This is a genomic window from Pseudomonas sp. FW300-N2F2 (genome assembly GCF_017351655.1).
GTDB classification, from domain to species: domain Bacteria; phylum Pseudomonadota; class Gammaproteobacteria; order Pseudomonadales; family Pseudomonadaceae; genus Aquipseudomonas; species Aquipseudomonas fluorescens_AA.
Genome location: NZ_JACNDQ010000002.1, coordinates 795,554 through 811,196 on the forward strand (window position 1 = coordinate 795,554; position 15,643 = coordinate 811,196).

The following is a 15,643-nucleotide window of genomic DNA, read 5'->3' on the forward strand; positions in this document are numbered from 1 at the left end:
CGTGGAGGATGGTTTTTCACGGCGCGCCAAGCACCATCGTCCAGTACACCCCCGCATCGCTGCGCGAGTCGCTGGCCGACGCTGCGCCCATCTGGGTGAACATCGGGTTCATCAGGTTGGCGCAGTGTCCGGGGCTGGCGAGCCAATCGTGCAGGGCCTGGCTCGGTGAGCGTTGGCCGGCGGCGATATTCTCGCCCAATTTGCGTCCGCGAAAGCCGGCGCTCCTGGCGCGATCGGAGGTGGAGCGACCGTCCGGGTCGCGATGTGCGAAATAGTTGTCCTGGGCCATCGACCGGCTGTGGCCTTGGGCGGCCGTTCCCAACGCGGCGTTCCAGCTCAGCGGTCGAGCCGCCGCGAAGCGCTGGCGCCCGCACATCCGTGGCTTGGCCCTGGCGGCGTTGACCTGGGCCAGCAGCGTCTTGTCCGCCGAACCCACATCGCTCATCCGCGTGCCATCCATGGGCTGCGCCAACACCAGGCGCCACTCGTCACCGACCCGATTGACGCCGATATCGGCGTACTGGTTGTCCAGCAGCGCCGCGCAATGCTCGTCCGCCAACATCTCGAAGGCCTCTTCGGCATCCCGTGCATCGGTCAGGCGGATGCTGCGCACGGCTCGGGCTTGATAGCCGGCGTCCTGCAAGGTTTCCCGCAGGCCACCGCGAAAGCCGATCGGCAAGCCCAGGTTCGAACGCAGCACCAGCGGCTGTGTGGCGCGTACCGTGCGCCACTCACAACGGCGGGACTGGCTACGGAAGTCGTTGATGGCGTCCACCAGTTGCCTTTCGCCCCGCGCATGGGCGGGGCTGGCGAACAAGGGAAACAGGGCAAGCAGGCACAGCGAAACGAAACGGCAAGAGCGAACAAGGTGGCGCATGGGGCGAACGGCTCAAGAGAGGAATTGCTTTAGCGCCAGGCTTGGCGCCGATCAGCTGGAAAACCCGTGGCTGCAGGTTGGCGAGGTTTTCACGGCTGGGGTAGGACTGTGGGTTTTGAAACAAGTTTCCGGAAGACGAAGACTCTCTGCGAGCTGGCACGACTCATTGTGGCGAGGGGAAAAATCCCATCGCCACAATGGATTCAGTCAGTTCAATTCGCCGTTCCAGCCACAGGCACCTTGGCTCGCTCAACCTTGCGATAGGTCAGCAACACGATGCCGGTCACCACAATCGCGCCGCCCATCACCTGGCCCGGGTTGAGCATCTGGTCCAGCACCAGCCAGCCGATCAGCAGTGTCGCCAGCGGTTCGATGTTCATCACCGGAGCGTTGCGCGGCATGTCCAGGCGGGGCACGGAAATGAACAGCACGATGAACCCGGTGCCATAGAGCACCACCAGGGTCGCCAGGGCGAGCCAGCCGGTGCTGCTGGCCGGCAGGTCGAAACCGCCGGGCAGGGCACCGGTCAGGCCGGCGAGGTTGACGCTGCTGAACACGATGAAAATCGTCAACAGGCTGCGTACCGATCCGCGCACCTGGGACAACTTGTGGTCGGTGATCCACAGCGCGCAGGCGAATACGCAGGCGGCGCAGAAGGCCAGGCCCACCCCGAGCAACCATTGCGGGCCGACGTCCTGTGCGGAGGATAAGCGTGCCGGCACTTCCAGCACGAACACCAGCCCCACCAGGATCATGCCCATCAACGCGGCGGTGCGCGCCGTCGGGCGTGGCCCGCCCAGCGCCCAGGTCAGCAAGGCCAGCAGGATCGGAAACACGTTGCCCACCAACAAGGCCAACGCCACCGGCACGCGCGCCACGGCGGAGTACAGGCACAGGCTCTGGGCGCCGATCAACAACCCCAGGGTCAATTGCCAACGCCACGCACCGGGCGGCAGGTGCAGACGCTGGCGTTGCCAGAGCACCATCGCCGCCAATACCAGCAGCGTCCCGCCCGAGCGCAGCAGGATCGCCAGCAGCACCCCGGCACCGTCGTCGAAGGCGGCCCGGGCGGCGACATGGTTGCCGGCGAAGGCACAGCCCATGCACAGCAGGACGAGCACCGCGAGGTGGCGGGGTAACGGCGTGGGGGTATCAGGTGTGGCAGTGGAACGGGTCATGGCAGGTGTCTCGAAGGCGACCGCCAAGGCCAAAGACCTCGGAGCGGTTATTTTTAGTTATAGGTTGTCGTACGACTAAGGGCTTTTTACCCCATGGGGTGGTAACAGACAAGGTCCACTCAAGACCGTCGGAAAACCTGTGGCGAGGGAGCTTGCTCCCGCTGGGCTGCGTAGCAGCCCTTTTTTATGAGCGCTTCGCACTCCAGCGGGAGCAAGCTCCCTCGCCACATCGTATGTCTCGCACATTGTCCGGCGCTTTGCTGTACAACAATCTTGCCGCTGTGTCGTTTACAGCCTTGCCCTTCTTGCGGAACAACTCATGCGCCTGGCTGATTTCATTCTCGACAATATCGAGCCGATTCTTCAGGCGTGGGAAGACTTCGCCAAAACCATCACCCCCGCGTCCATTGGCATGGATTCCATTGCCCTGCGCGACCATGCCGAACAGATGCTGCGTACCATCGCCGCTGACCTGCGTACCTCGCAAACGCGCAAGGAGGCGATTGCCAAGTCCCATGGGGAGGCGCCGGCGACCGATACCGAAACCGCCGCCGAAACCCATGCGGTCATCCGCCAGTCCTCGGGGTTTACCGTGGAGCAAATGGTTTCCGAATACCGGGCCCTGCGCACCAGCGTGCTCATGCTCTGGATGCCGCACACGCAGTTGGATCACAAGCAGGTCATGGACGATCTGATTCGCTTCAACGAGGCCGTGGACCAGGCCTTGGCCGAGTCTGTCGTCAGCTACTCCGGGGCGGTGGATGCATCGCGCAACATCTTTCTCGGGATTCTCGGACACGACCTGCGCAGCCCCTTGGGCGCGATCCTGCTGAGTTCCGAAGTGCTGCTGCGGGCGGGGGACCTGCCTGCCAAAGCCACCAAGATCACTTCGCGCATTTACACCAGCGTCAAGCGGGCCAACAAAATCGTCGGCGATCTGCTGGATTTCACCCGTACCCAACTCGGCTCGGGTATTCCGGTGCAGCGCTTCAACGGCGATCTGGTGGCGGCCTGCGAAGGCATGGTGGAGGAGGCGCGGGCCTATCATCCGGAAAGCGAAATCCTTTTTGAAACGACCAGCGTCCTGGAGGGGCTGTTTGATCCGGCCCGCATGGAGCAGGTCTTCGCCAACTTGATTGGCAACGCCGTGCAGCATGGCACCGAAGGCACGCCGATTACCGTTTCGATGAGCGCTGAAGAGGATGTGGCAGTGATCGCGATCAACAACCAGGGCAAGCCCATCGAGAAAGATGCCATGGCCAGCATTTTCAACCCGATGATCCGGCATCTGCGCAGCGGTGAGATGCAGTACGGTTCCACGGCCGGGCTCGGACTGGGCCTGCACATCGCCTCGGCGATCGTATCGGCCCATAAGGGCACCATCGAGGTTCACTCGAAGTCGCGAGTCGGCACGACCTTTACTGTGCGTATACCGTTGCACTCGGACTGATCGATTGTGCGGATGAGCCTTTTCGTATACTTGTACGATGTCTTATCACGGAGTAAAACTGTCGTCCCGTCCAATAATAATTAACGGAGACGCACGATGGATGTTTCGCAATCTGCAACCGCCGCCGATCAGGGCCGCCGAGTGTTCCTGAAAAAATCCCTGGTGGTCTCGGCCGCCGCCGCGACCCTTGGCAACTTGCCCGGGCTCGCCCAGGCCGAGCCCTTGAGCCAGCGTTACCCAGACCCGTTGATCAACATTCTTGACCCCAGCTTCATGGACTTGCGCATCTTCAACGCCAGCGTGGAGAAGCTCGCCACCGGCCTGCGTTGGGCAGAGGGGCCAGTGTGGGTCGGTGACGGGCGTTATCTGCTGGTCAGTGACATTCCCAACAACCGCATCGTGCGCTGGGATGAAATCACCGGCGGGCTGTCGGTGTACCGAGAAAATGCCAATTTCTCCAACGGCATGTGCCGCGATCGCCAGGGGCGGCTGCTGGTGTGCGAAGGCTCCACCACCTCCAGCGAAGGCCGGCGCATCACCCGCACCGAGCATAACGGCACCCTCACCGTGCTGGCGGACAGTTTCGAGGGCAAGCCTTTCAACTCGCCCAACGACATCGTCTGCAAGCGGGACGGTTCGGTCTGGTTCACCGACCCGCCGTTCCAGACCGGCAACAACTACGAGGGGCACAAAGTCACGCCCGTCCAGCCCCACGCGGTGTACCGCATCGACGGCGAAACCGGCAAGGTCAGCCGGGTGATCGACGACCTGGCGGGGCCGAACGGGTTGTGTTTTTCCCCGGACGAAAAAATCCTCTATGTGGTCGAAGGCCGGGCCAAGCCCAACCGCTTGATCTGGGCCATCGCCGTCAAAGACGACGGCACCCTGGGCGAGCGGCGCAAGCACATCGAAGGCCTGGATTACGCGGCGATCGATGGGATCAAGTGCGATGAAAGCGGCAACCTCTGGTGCGGCTGGGGCGGCAATGGCGACCCCAAGGCCGACCTGGAAAAACTCGACGGCGTGCGGGTGTTCAACGCCGAAGGCAAGGCCATCGGGCACATCTCCCTGCCGGAGCGTTGCCCCAACGTCTGCTTCGGCGGCCGGGAAGGCAATCGGTTGTTCATGGCCGGCAGCCACTCGTTGTATTCGCTGTTCGTGAATACACGGGGGGCGACGTTTGCCTGAGTGAAACACTCACCCTTGGCGTTGATGGACTTTGTGGCGAGGGAGCTTGCTCCCGCTGGGCTGCGTAGCAGCCCCTCCACCAGGCAGCGTGGTGTGTCTGGTTGATTCAAGCAGCTTCATTCGGGGCCGCTTCGCGCCCCAGCGGGAGCAAGCTCCCTCGCCACGGGTTTCACTCACTGTCTGGCTCTAGGGGCCGTACTGCCCCGCACCGTCAACTCAAACGGCAACACCACATGCCGTTCGGCAATCGGCTTTTTCTCGATCAGGGCAATCAGCATCTGCACCGCTTTTTGCCCAAACATCTCGGCAGGCTGCGAAATGGTCGTCAGGGGCGGGTCGCAGTAGGCGGCGAACGGGATGTCGTCAAAGCCCACCAGGGAAATGTCCTCGGGCACTCGCAGGCCCATTCGCTTGATGCGCCTGAGCGCGCCGATGGCCATTTCGTCGTTTTCACAGAACAGCGCACTGGGGCGATCAGCCAACGCCAGCATCGCCCCGGCACCGTCGTCACCGGCCTTCAAGGTGAAGTCGCCATGGCAGATCAGGCTGGGGTCGACGGCGATGCCGGCCTGGTGCAGGGCATCCTGGTAGCCGGCCACGCGGTCCAGGGTCAGGGGGCTGCTGCGCGGCCCCTTGATGATGCCGATGCGGCGATGGCCGAGACCGATCAGGTGTTCGGTCATGGCCTGGGCGGCGGCTCGGTTGTCGAGGCTGATGGTCGGGTAGGGGGCGCCCTTGACCACTTCGCAGGCGTTGACCAGCGGCAGGCTGTCGGCGCCAGTGGGCATCGATTCGAAAGGATCGCTGGCACGCAACTGGATCACTCCGTCGGCCTGGTGGGCGTAGACCAGGGCGGCGAATTCCCGCTCGATCTGTGCCCGACCCTGGGTGTCGCACAATAGCAATCGATAACCCGCCGCCTGCGCCGCCTGTTGCGCGCCACTGATGACCCGGGCGAAAAACGTGTTGGCGATGGCCGGCACCAGGATCACCAGGTTGCCGGTCCGGCGGGAGCGAAACTGCACCGCCATCAGGTTGGGCCGATAGCCGGCCTGTTCCACCGCCGCGTTGACCTTGTCCCGTGTTTCGGGGAGTACCCGCTCGGGCGATTTCAGGGTTCTGGACACCGTGGCCACCGAAACACCCGCCAGCCGGGCCACCTCACGAATGTTGGACAAAATCACCTCGGGGAACAGGGGGTACGGTGGGGGAGCTTACCGCAGGTTGAGCGCCTCACAAATATTCCGCGGTGAACCCGTTGGGTTTGACAGGCGGGGAAACTGAGCCTAGATTTTTGCCATGATGTAACCGGTTACATCATCATCCTGACAGGAAGAGAATCGCGATGAATCCTGTAGCACCGAAAATAAGAATGGGCTTCGTCGGCGGTGGAGAGGGCGCTTTCATCGGCCAGGCTCACCGTCAGGCCGCAGGCCTGGACGGCGGTTTCGAACTGGTGTGCGGCGCGTTCAGCCGCGACCCGCACAACACTCGGCAGACGGGCACGGCCCTGGGCCTGGCCGCGTCCCGTTGTTATCACGACTGGCAGCACATGCTCGACACCGAAGCGCTGCTGCCGCTTGATCAGCGCATGGAATTGCTGGTCATCGTCACCCCCAATCATCTTCATGCGCCCATCGCCAGCGAGGCCTTGAAAGCCGGTTTCCATGTGTTCAGCGAGAAGCCCGCCGCGCTGGACCTCAAGCAATTGCTGGCCCTGCGCGAGGTGCTGCACGGCAGCCGTTGCCTCTATGGCCTGGCCCACACCTACCTGGGCTATCCCATGGTGTGGCAGGCCCGGGACATGGTGCGTTCGGGCGTGATCGGCCAGGTGCGTAAAGTACTGGTCGAGTACCCTCAAGGCTGGCTCAGCCAGGATGTCGCCGCCCAAGGCAATAAGCAGGCCGAGTGGCGCGACGACCCCGGCCAGTCCGGCCTGGGCGGTTGCATCGGCGACATTGGTACCCATGCGTTTTCCCTGGCCGAGTTCGTCGCGGACCAACCGATCCAGCAGCTATGCGCTGCGTTGGGCACGCACGTCCCGGGGCGGCAACTGGATGACGATGCGGCGATGCTGTTCAAGATGGCGGGTGGCGCCAGCGGTGTGCTGATCGCAAGCCAGGTCTGCACCGGCGAAGAGAACCCGCTGAAGATTCGTGTCTATGGCGACAAGGGCGCCTTGGAGTGGCGCCAGGAAGAACCGGCGAGCCTGATCCATCGCGCCTTCGACCAGCCGTTGCGCACCCTGCGTAGCGGCCTCGGCCAGCCGTGGCTGTGCGAGGCGGCCACGCGGCGCATGCGTCTGCCGGCCGGGCATCCCGAGGGTTACCTGGAAGCCATGGCCAACCTCTACGGTGATTTCGCCCACGCCATCCGCAGCCATGTCCAAGGCCCCGACGCCCCAGGCGTACCCGGCATCGAGATCGGCTTGCGTGGCATGGCGTTCATCGAGGCCGCCATCCTCAACCACCGTGGCGACGCGAAATGGACCGCCGTGCAAACCGGAGCATCCCTATTGTGAATACCCTCGACAAGACACCGAGCGGCCTGCGCGGCCCGGGCATTTTCCTGGCGCAGTTCATGTCCGCCGAAGCCCCGTTCGACACCCTGGCCAACATCGCCCAGTGGGCCGCTTCACAAGGCTACAAGGCCATTCAACTGCCGACATCGGGCACGCAATACATTGACCTGGCCCGGGCCGCCGAGAGCCAGGCCTATTGCGATGAGCTCAAGGCCACCTGTGCCCAGGCCGGTGTCGAGATCAGCGAGTTATCGACGCACCTGCAAGGCCAGTTGGTGGCGGTGCATCCGGCGTTCGACGCGCTGTTCGATGACTTCGCCCCGGCCCATTTGCGCGGCCAGCCCCAGGCGCGGACCGAGTGGGCGATCGAGCAACTCAAGCTGGCCGCCCGCGCCAGCCAGCGGCTGGGTCTCAAGGCCCATGCGACGTTTTCCGGCGCGCTGCTGTGGCCGTATCTCTATCCCTGGCCGCAGCGGCCGGCGGGCCTGGTGGAGCAGGGTTTCGCCGAACTGGCCCGGCGCTGGTTGCCGATTCTCGATTGCTTCGACGCGGCGGGGGTGGACCTGTGCTACGAAATCCACCCCGGCGAAGACCTCCACGACGGTGCCTCGTTCGAACGTTTCCTGGAGGCGGTCGATCATCACCCACGGGCGGCGATTCTCTACGACCCCAGTCATCTGTTGCTGCAACAGATGGACTACCTGGGCTTCATCGACCGTTACCACGCACGGATCCGCATGTTCCACGTCAAGGACGCCGAGTTCCGTCCCGATGCCCGTTCGGGGGTGTACGGCGGCTACCAGGGTTGGGTCGATCGTCCCGGGCGGTTCCGTTCGCTGGGCGATGGCCAGATCGATTTCAAATCGATCTTCAGCAAGCTGACCCAATACGATTTCAGCGGTTGGGCGGTCCTGGAATGGGAATGTTGCTTGAAGGATTCGCAACAGGGCGCCGCAGAAGGGGCGGCGTTCATCCAGCGGCACATGATCAGCAAGACCCGTAAGGCGTTCGATGATTTTGCCAGCGTTACGGCGGATGAGGATTCCAACCGGCGGTTGTTGGGTTTGTTGAGGTAGCCGGCCCCACCCAAAACCCAGTGGCGAGGGAGCTTGCTCCCGCTGGGTGGCGAAGCCGCCCCAAAAAATGGATGGATGCGATCTCCCAGACAGACCGTGTCAGCTGGTTTACGACGGCTGCGCCGCCGAGCGGGAGCAAGCTCCCTCGCCACAAAAGCAGGCCACAAAAGCTGTGCAAGGAATTTTTTTCCACAAGAACAACAATAAAACGGTGACGCTCATGACCACGATGAATGCACGCCTCAGCGTGATGATGTTCCTGCAGTTCTTTATCTGGGGTGGCTGGTTCGTCACCCTCGGCACCTTCCTGTCCAGCACGCTGGGCGCCAGCGGTGGGCAGATCGGCATGGCGTTCTCCACGCAATCGTGGGGTGCGATCATTGCGCCGTTCGTCATCGGCCTGATCGCCGACCGCTTCTTCAACGCCGAACGGATCCTGGCGGTGTTGCACCTGCTCGGCGCGGTGTTGCTGTATCAGCTGTATTCGGCGGCGGATTTCAGCGTGTTCTACCCGTACGTGCTGGTGTACATGGTGGTCTACATGCCGACGCTGGCCCTGGTCAATTCCGTGGCGTTCCGCCAGATGCGCGATCCGGCGCTGGAGTTCTCCCGCATCCGGGTGTGGGGCACGATTGGCTGGATCGTCGCGGGCGTGGTGATCAGCTTCGTGTTCGCCTGGGATTCGCGCGAAGCGATCGCGGCAGGCGGCTTGCGCAATACGTTCCTGATGGCGGCCATCGCGTCCCTGGTCCTGGGGCTCTACAGCTTCACGCTACCGGCCACGGCGCCGCTCAAGGAACAGGCCAGCGCGGGCGGCGTCAAGCAACTGCTGGGGCTGGACGCGTTGGGTCTGTTGAAGGATCGCAGCTACCTGGTGTTCTTCATCGCTTCGATCCTGATCTGCATTCCCCTGGCGTTCTATTACCAGAATGCCAACCCGTTCCTGGCCGAAACCGGGATGACCAACCCAACGGCGAAGATGGCCATCGGGCAGGTCTCGGAAGTGTTGTTCATGCTGCTGTTGCCACTGTTCATCCAGCGCTTCGGCATCAAGCTGGCACTGTTGGTGGGCATGTTGGCGTGGGCGCTGCGCTACGTGTTGTTCGCCTACGGCAATAACGGCGACCTGGCGTTCATGCTGTTCACCGGCATTGCCTTGCACGGCATCTGCTACGACTTCTTTTTTGTCTCGGGGCAGATCTACACAGACGCCAAGGCACCGGAGCGCTTTCGCAGCTCGGCCCAGGGCCTGATTACGCTGGCGACCTATGGTGTGGGGATGCTGATCGGCTTCTGGGTGGCGGGGCAGGTGACCGATCACTTTGTCGTGGCGGGCGGTCATGACTGGCAGAGCATCTGGCTGTTCCCGGCCGGTTTCGCGCTGCTGGTGTTGGTCTGCTTCCTGTTTACCTTCCGTGGCCAGCAGGCGCTCGTTGAGCCGTCAAAGGCCTGAAGCAGGGTCGGGCGTCAGTCATTTGTGGCTGACGTCCAGTTTGGTGTAGGTCACTTTCCCGCCTTCGTTGGAATAACCCTTGTTGTCCAAGGTGTAGACACCGGCCTTGAAATAGAAGTCATAGCCGTACCAGGACGGGTCCAGCGTCACCTGTTTGCCCGTGCTGCCGATCAGCACCGAGAGCTTGCCTTGCTTGTCCATTTGCAGCGAATAGGAGAAGGCCTTGTTCAACGGCACGTTTGGCACGGTGTAGATCACCGGGCTTTTCTGGTCCTTGGGCTTGACCCGGTATTCCACGTCGATATTGCCGGTGCCCTTGGCGTAGCGGTACACCAGTTTCAACAACGGCGTGGGGGCATCCTTGGCGTGGATCTGCGCCACCACCACCCGGCCTTCGGAAGGCACCTGGTTTACCGCCAGGGAGCCCTTGAGGGCATGGGTGCCGCTGTTGTAGCGCCAGTTGCGCAGCTTGCCGTCCTTGCTGGTTTCCCGCAGCTCGGAGCGCGGGTATTCGCTTTTACCGGTATGGGAACCGGTCACCGGCGCCCAGAAGACGATCCGCTGGCCGTCATTGTCGAAATACTTGTTTTTCAGGGCCGGCATGGCTTTGGTCGCCACGACCTGCGCCGGCGTTTGCACGGGCAGGGTAATGTTCCAGACAGTCAGGTCAATCACGAGAAAACCCTCCAACGGGACCGGCCGCTACCTGGCGGCCGTCAAGACAGACACTGCCTTCCGTGGCGCAGTTTTCATGTTATCGACAAGGGGCTGTTTCGCTGGAGGCGCACCTGACGGATGGCTCTGCGGCGAGCCTTTCAGGCACTGAATTGGGCGGATTAGGGTGTGTCAATTTATGGCTGATCGGTTAGAGTACGCGCCGCCCGAGAGACGGATCCCGGGCGTCTTCCCATGGAGCCTCAAATGAACCACATCAGCAAAGTTGTCGCCTGCGCACTGTTCGGCCTGGCCCTGGCGGGTTGCACCGGTACCCCGATGAAAACCCAGCAATACGACAGCACCCAGTACACCGTTGTCGGCCACAGTGAAGCCAAGGCCACCGGCCTGCTGCTGTTCGGCCTGATCCCGATCCAGCAGAACAACCGTTTCGTGCGCGCCCAGACCGCGGCGATCAAGGCCAAGGGCGGCGACGCCATGATCAACACCCAAGTCCAGGAAAACTGGTTCTGGGCCTGGGTCCTGACCGGCTACACCACCTCGGTGTCCGGTGATGTGGTCAAGCTGAAAAGCGTTCAGTAACACCCTGCTTGAAAGGCAAGCGAGCCTGCCGGTTGTAAAGGTGCTTGCCTGTGGCGAGGGAGCTTGCTCCCGCTCGATCGCGCAGCGATCGCAAAAGGGCCGCTTCGCAGCCCAGCGGGAGCAAGCTCCCTCGCCACAACAGCCCTATCTGCCGGCTCCTCGATCACTGTCCTCCCACCACCATATGCGTGAACGGCGCCACATACGCCTGCAACGTCACCAGCCCGCCCACCAGAATCGCCAGCACCACCGAGTGGAAAAACACGTAGCGCAGGATTTCGCCTTCGTGACCGTACCAACGGGTCGCGGTGGAGGCGACCACGATCGACTGCGCGTCGACCATCTTGCCCATCACCCCACCGGAACTGTTGGCTGCGGCCATCAACACCGGGCTGATGCCCAACTGCTCGGACGTGACCCGTTGCAAGCCGCCAAACAACACGTTGGAGGCCGTGTCCGAGCCAGTCAGCGCCACGCCGAGCCAGCCCAGCAGGGTGCCGAACATGGGGTAGAAAATGCCCGTGGCGGCGAAGGCCAGGCCCATGGTCGCGTCCAGGCCCGAATACCGGGTGAGGAACCCCAGGGCCAACATCGCGACGATGGTGATCAGCGAGTAGCGCACCACCCAGAGCGTTCGCAGGTAGTGGTGCAGCAGTTGTGGAATGGAATAGCCCATCAGCAAGCCACCGAGAATCGCGGCCAGGAAAATGCCGCTGCCCGTGGCGGTGAACCAGTTGAACTTGTAGACCGCCTCCTCGGTTTTAGGCTGGGGCACCACGGGCGGGACTTTTTCGATCTGTTGGTGAATGGTGCCGAAGGTCACCAGGGGCGAGAAGATCGGGTTGGCCTCGCGCATCGGCTTGCCTTGGGGGTCAAGCTTGGCTGATTGGGTCTGCGGGTCCAGCGCCGGACGGGTGTCGAACAGGTTCTTGAACCCCTGGGTGCCCCAGGCGAAGACGAACACCGTGAGGATGATCCACGGCATCCAGGCCCGTCCCACGGCGGGGCGGGCGTCGTTGGAAAACGCCGCGCTGGCGGTGGGTTTTTCATCCTCGCTGGCGTCGATCTTCGAGTTGTCGACCCGCCCGGACAGCGCGGCGGAGGTGTGCACCGTGGCCGGTTTCCAGACCTTGAGGAAACCGGTGAGGCAGGCCATGGAAATCAGCGCGGCGATGACGTCCACCAGCATCGGCCCGTGGTAGTTCGACACCAGGAACTGCGGGATGGCGAAGCTGACACCGGCCACCAGGATCGCCGGCCAGACTTCCAGCATCTTGCGCCAGCCGGCGAAAGCCCAGATCAACCAGAACGGTACCAGCACCGAGAAAAACGGCAACTGCCGACCGACCATCATCGACAGCTCCATTTCATCCAGCCCGGTGACTTTGGCCAAGGTGATGATGGGCGTGCCCAGGGCGCCGAAGGCCACGGGTGCGGTGTTGGCGATCAGCGCCAGACCCGAGGCGGCCAAGGGGGAAAATCCCAGCCCGATCAGGATCGCCCCGGTCACCGCCACCGGCGTGCCGAAGCCCGCTGCGCCCTCGAAAAACGCACCGAAGCAAAAGGCGATCAACAGCAGTTGCAGGCGCCGGTCGTCGGTGATGCGCGCGAGGGAATCCTGCAGGACCTTGAACGAACCGTTCTCGGTGGTCAGCCGGTGCAGGAAAATGATGTTGAGCACGATCCAGCCGATGGGCAGCAGGCCGTTGGCCGCACCATAAAGCGCCGCAGACCCGGCCATGCCAACGGGCATGCCGAAGGCGAAAATCGCGATCAGCAAGGCCGAGGCCAGGGCCAGCAAGGCCGCCAGGTGTGCCTTGACATGAAAGAACGCCAGGGACGCCAACATCACCACCACCGGGACCGCCGCCAGGAGCGTGGACAGCACCGCATTACCGAAGGGATCGTAGACTTGTTGCCAGACCATGTTCCACCTCTGCTTTTTATTGTTGGAAGTGCAGGCCCCAGGGGGGATTGGCAGAGAAGTATAGGCGGGGATTGACGAGGGGAATGGCGCAGAGGCCTGGGGTAAGACCCTGTGGCGAGGGAGCTTGCTCCCGCTGGACTGCGCAGCAGGCCCAAGTTTTTTGTTTAAGCACAAATTCTTGGGGCGGCTTCGCCACCCAGCGGGAGCAAGCTCCCTCGCCACAGGGTAAGTGGTGTGCTGGCTAGCGTGGGGGCTCACCTTCCTCCAGGCGAAGCCCGAGGCTCAAGTCATCGCAGCTTTGCGACCAGGCGACGAGCCAGTCGGGCATGGCTGGCGATTGTTCGGCCAGGCCCAACTCGCGGATGAACTCAGCCGGTGCAATCGTGCCTTTGGCCGAGCGGAACAGGCCGCGCATGATCACCACCCCGACCACACGTTCCTGGCTGATGAAACGGTGCTCCATGAAGATCCATTTTTCGTCCCAGCCGAGCAGGCGGGTGTGCACCTCGAACGCCTCGAACAGTTTCAATTCCCGCCTGAACTTGCCCCAGACATCCCCCACGATCGGCACCGCCCGGTTGCGCAACGCCACTTTGTAGGCGCCGCTGCGCAGCACGTAATCCATGCGTCCCACATCGGCCAACGTGAAGTAGCGTCCGTTGGTGACGTGGCGATTGAGGTCCAGGTCCAGCGGCCATACCCGCATGCGCACCACTGTGGTGCCCAAGGGGGCCGCCGGCTTGCGCCACGGGCGGCGGAACAGCATCAGCAACAGTCGGAACCAGAGATTCATAAGTAGGCCGTGAAGAGGGAAAACAGCGCACTCTAGACCCCGTGCAGGGAGCGGGCCAGGTGCGAAAGTGACGATTTGCGTGGCAATCGCGCATTTGGGGCATGTTCGAGCGGCTTTTGTGGCAGCGAGCTTGGGCCCGCTGTGTGGCGAAGCCGTCCCAGGAGTTTGTGTTGAAACAAAGAACCTGGGTCTGCTGCGCAGTCCAGCGGGGATAAATCCCCTCGCCACAAAGGAGTCGTGTCTGTTGGAGCGTGGTCAGTTCAGCCCTTCGCCGCCATCGCGGTCACTTCCACTTTCATGCCTTCAACCGCCAGCGCCGCCACACCCACCGCCGCACGAACCGGCCAAGGCTTGGCGAAGAAGCGTTTGTAGACCTCGTTGAACGCGGCGCGGTCAGCCATGTCGGTCAGGTAGATGGTCAGGTGCAGGACCCGGTCCATGGAACTGCCGGCGCCCTCCAGGGCTTTCTTGAGGGCTTGCAGTGTGCATTCACTCTGCAGGGTGATGTCACCCAGTTCCAGGCTGCCGTCGGCGTGGGTGGGGATTTGCGTGGAAACCAGCAGGCCGCCGAAACCGGCGACGTCGGAGGAAATGGAGTCCGCATCCGGATCTGGAATAAACGTGATGTCTGGGTTGCTCATGCAAAGCCTCATGCTGGAAAAGAAAAAGAACCGCCGCAGTTTACCGTCCCTTGCTGCGTCGTTCCTGCATTCCTTTATCCGCATAGGACTGCGCCGCCGCGGGGCTGCGAATCAAAACCAGAGGCGTCAGCAGCGGCATCGTTCCCACAATGGATTTGTGGTGGGGCGGGATTTTCAGCTACACAGCCGAACCCCTGTGGGAGCGAGCTTGCTCGCGATAGCGGTGTATCAGCTTGCGGGGGTGTTGGCTGTGCTGACGCCATCACGCGCGAGCTCGTTCCCATACCGTTGTGCATTGATGAAGTCCACGAACGCCCGCAGCGGCGAGGGCAGGTAGCGGCGACCGGGGTAGTAGAGGAAGGGCCCGGTGAAGCGCTGCCACCAGGGTTCGAGCACCGGTTCGAGGGCGCCGCTGTCCAGGTAGGGTCGCAGCCAGTCTTCGAACAGGTAGACGATGCCCAGACCGTCTACAGCGGCTTGCACCGACAGGTCCACCGCACCGCCAATGCGCGTGATCAACGGGCCGCTCGGGTCGACGCTGATGGTTTCGCCGCCACGCTCATACTCCCACAGCGGCATGGCACCGCTGGGGAACTTGCCCCGCAGGCACGCGTGTTCCAGCAGGTCTCTGGGATGTTCCGGCCTGCCCCGGGCATCGAGGTACGCCGGTGCGGCGGCCGTGGCGAAGCGCTGGAAGCGGGGGCCGATGGGGAGGGCGATCATGTCCTGCTCAAGGCGTTCGTCGTAGCGAATGCCAGCGTCACAGCCGGCGGCGAGCATGTCGACGAAGCTCTCTTCGGTGACCACTTCCAGGCGGATGTCGGGGTAGCTGTTCAGGAACGGCGTGATGATCGCCGGCAACACCAGCCGGGCCGCGCTGACCGGCACGTTCAGCCTGAGGGTGCCCGAAGGACGGTCGCGAAAGTCGTTGACCACGTCCATCGCCGCCTCGACCTCGCCCAAGGCCGGGACGATGCGCTCCATCAACCGGGCACCGGCCTCGGTCGGTACCACGCTGCGGGTGGTGCGGTTGAGCAGGCGCACGCCGAGCCGGCTTTCCATCCGGCGTACGGCATCGCTGAGGCTCGACGCGGACTTGCCGCTCACCCGCGCGCCTTCACGAAAGCCCCCGGCATTGACCACGGCCACAAAGGCCAGCAAATCTTGAATATCCGTTGCCATTGTTCTCTCCGCCGTACAGCCCGTGCCGATTGCACCTGATTATCAAGGGAATGGTCAACGCCTATAGTCGGCCCACTCACATTGATCCGAGGGCGACGAG

At 62.9% G+C, this 15,643-nt stretch carries 14 protein-coding genes; 6 read left to right on the plus strand and 8 right to left on the minus strand.

All coding sequences use genetic code 11. The annotated features are described in order from the left end of the window. Positions 1-16 precede the first annotated feature (16 nt). Both J4E63_RS18265 and J4E63_RS18270 read right to left on the minus strand, forming a co-directional pair. Positions 17-877: a CAP domain-containing protein gene (locus tag J4E63_RS18265; RefSeq protein WP_207282870.1), complete on the minus strand. Its 861-nt coding sequence runs from the start codon at positions 875-877 to the stop codon at positions 17-19. A 212-nt stretch (positions 878-1,089) separates the two neighbouring features. Further along, complete coding sequence (locus J4E63_RS18270) at positions 1,090-2,055, minus strand: DMT family transporter (protein ID WP_207282871.1); 966 nt, start codon at positions 2,053-2,055, stop codon at positions 1,090-1,092. Positions 2,056-2,374: 319 nt separating this feature from the next. On the opposite strand from J4E63_RS18270, the gene J4E63_RS18275 reads away from it, so the two are divergent. Beyond that, on the plus strand, positions 2,375-3,505 hold the full coding sequence (locus J4E63_RS18275; protein ID WP_207282872.1) for a sensor histidine kinase: 1,131 nt from the start codon (positions 2,375-2,377) through the stop codon (positions 3,503-3,505). Between the two features lie 96 nt (positions 3,506-3,601). Next, a complete protein-coding gene (locus tag J4E63_RS18280; RefSeq protein WP_103310630.1) occupies positions 3,602-4,693 on the plus strand; it encodes an SMP-30/gluconolactonase/LRE family protein in 1,092 nt (363 codons plus the stop codon). A gap of 173 nt (positions 4,694-4,866) precedes the next feature. On the opposite strand, the gene J4E63_RS18285 is transcribed toward J4E63_RS18280, so the two are convergent. Beyond that, complete coding sequence (locus J4E63_RS18285; protein ID WP_207282873.1) at positions 4,867-5,871, minus strand: LacI family DNA-binding transcriptional regulator; 1,005 nt, start codon at positions 5,869-5,871, stop codon at positions 4,867-4,869. A 167-nt stretch (positions 5,872-6,038) separates the two neighbouring features. Between J4E63_RS18285 and J4E63_RS18290 the strand changes: the two genes are divergently transcribed. The 3 genes from J4E63_RS18290 to J4E63_RS18300 all read left to right on the plus strand — a co-directional run bounded on the left by J4E63_RS18290 (position 6,039) and on the right by J4E63_RS18300 (position 9,743). Beyond that, on the plus strand, positions 6,039-7,214 hold the full coding sequence (locus J4E63_RS18290; RefSeq protein ID WP_207282874.1) for a Gfo/Idh/MocA family protein: 1,176 nt from the start codon (positions 6,039-6,041) through the stop codon (positions 7,212-7,214). Beyond that, positions 7,178-8,290 (plus strand): sugar phosphate isomerase/epimerase, encoded by a 1,113-nt coding sequence (locus tag J4E63_RS18295; RefSeq protein WP_207282875.1) that lies wholly within the window; start codon positions 7,178-7,180, stop codon positions 8,288-8,290. The genes J4E63_RS18290 and J4E63_RS18295 overlap by 37 nt, the downstream gene beginning before the upstream one ends. 220 nt (positions 8,291-8,510) lie before the next feature. Continuing rightward, complete coding sequence (locus J4E63_RS18300; RefSeq protein WP_207282876.1) at positions 8,511-9,743, plus strand: nucleoside permease; 1,233 nt, start codon at positions 8,511-8,513, stop codon at positions 9,741-9,743. A gap of 18 nt (positions 9,744-9,761) precedes the next feature. On the opposite strand, the gene J4E63_RS18305 is transcribed toward J4E63_RS18300, so the two are convergent. Beyond that, entirely contained in the window at positions 9,762-10,418 is a 657-nt protein-coding gene (locus J4E63_RS18305) for a polysaccharide lyase family 7 protein (RefSeq protein ID WP_207282877.1), read from the minus strand. Positions 10,419-10,664: 246 nt separating this feature from the next. On the opposite strand from J4E63_RS18305, the gene J4E63_RS18310 reads away from it, so the two are divergent. Further along, complete coding sequence (locus tag J4E63_RS18310) at positions 10,665-11,000, plus strand: hypothetical protein (RefSeq protein WP_060741587.1); 336 nt, start codon at positions 10,665-10,667, stop codon at positions 10,998-11,000. A gap of 163 nt (positions 11,001-11,163) precedes the next feature. Here J4E63_RS18310 and J4E63_RS18315 read toward each other — a convergent pair whose 3' ends face one another. The 4 genes from J4E63_RS18315 to J4E63_RS18330 all read right to left on the minus strand — a co-directional run bounded on the left by J4E63_RS18315 (position 11,164) and on the right by J4E63_RS18330 (position 15,543). Further along, positions 11,164-12,927 (minus strand): L-lactate permease, encoded by a 1,764-nt coding sequence (locus J4E63_RS18315; protein WP_207282878.1) that lies wholly within the window; start codon positions 12,925-12,927, stop codon positions 11,164-11,166. A gap of 241 nt (positions 12,928-13,168) precedes the next feature. Continuing rightward, positions 13,169-13,720, minus strand: coding sequence for a thioesterase family protein (locus J4E63_RS18320; protein ID WP_207282879.1), 552 nt, complete (start codon positions 13,718-13,720; stop codon positions 13,169-13,171). 260 nt (positions 13,721-13,980) lie between these two features. Beyond that, positions 13,981-14,361 carry a RidA family protein gene (locus tag J4E63_RS18325; protein WP_060741590.1) on the minus strand — a complete coding sequence of 127 codons (381 nt, stop codon included), beginning with the start codon at positions 14,359-14,361 and terminating at the stop codon, positions 13,981-13,983. Between the two features lie 228 nt (positions 14,362-14,589). Then, positions 14,590-15,543 (minus strand): LysR family transcriptional regulator, encoded by a 954-nt coding sequence (locus tag J4E63_RS18330; RefSeq protein ID WP_207282880.1) that lies wholly within the window; start codon positions 15,541-15,543, stop codon positions 14,590-14,592. Positions 15,544-15,643: the final 100 nt, after the last annotated feature.

Excerpts from the sequence above, each read along its gene's own strand:
- J4E63_RS18290 (WP_207282874.1), top strand. The coding sequence starts at position 6,039 with ATGAATCCTGTAGCACCGAAAATAAGAATGGGCTTCGTCGGCGGTGGA.
- J4E63_RS18270 (WP_207282871.1), bottom strand. The coding sequence starts at position 2,055 with ATGACCCGTTCCACTGCCACACCTGATACCCCCACGCCGTTACCCCGC.
- J4E63_RS18295 (WP_207282875.1), top strand. The coding sequence starts at position 7,178 with ATGGACCGCCGTGCAAACCGGAGCATCCCTATTGTGAATACCCTCGAC.
- J4E63_RS18320 (WP_207282879.1), bottom strand. The coding sequence starts at position 13,720 with ATGAATCTCTGGTTCCGACTGTTGCTGATGCTGTTCCGCCGCCCGTGG.
- J4E63_RS18280 (WP_103310630.1), top strand. The coding sequence starts at position 3,602 with ATGGATGTTTCGCAATCTGCAACCGCCGCCGATCAGGGCCGCCGAGTG.
- J4E63_RS18300 (WP_207282876.1), top strand. The coding sequence starts at position 8,511 with ATGACCACGATGAATGCACGCCTCAGCGTGATGATGTTCCTGCAGTTC.
- J4E63_RS18325 (WP_060741590.1), bottom strand. The coding sequence starts at position 14,361 with ATGAGCAACCCAGACATCACGTTTATTCCAGATCCGGATGCGGACTCC.
- J4E63_RS18330 (WP_207282880.1), bottom strand. The coding sequence starts at position 15,543 with ATGGCAACGGATATTCAAGATTTGCTGGCCTTTGTGGCCGTGGTCAAT.
- J4E63_RS18265 (WP_207282870.1), bottom strand. The coding sequence starts at position 877 with ATGCGCCACCTTGTTCGCTCTTGCCGTTTCGTTTCGCTGTGCCTGCTT.
- J4E63_RS18275 (WP_207282872.1), top strand. The coding sequence starts at position 2,375 with ATGCGCCTGGCTGATTTCATTCTCGACAATATCGAGCCGATTCTTCAG.
- J4E63_RS18315 (WP_207282878.1), bottom strand. The coding sequence starts at position 12,927 with ATGGTCTGGCAACAAGTCTACGATCCCTTCGGTAATGCGGTGCTGTCC.
- J4E63_RS18310 (WP_060741587.1), top strand. The coding sequence starts at position 10,665 with ATGAACCACATCAGCAAAGTTGTCGCCTGCGCACTGTTCGGCCTGGCC.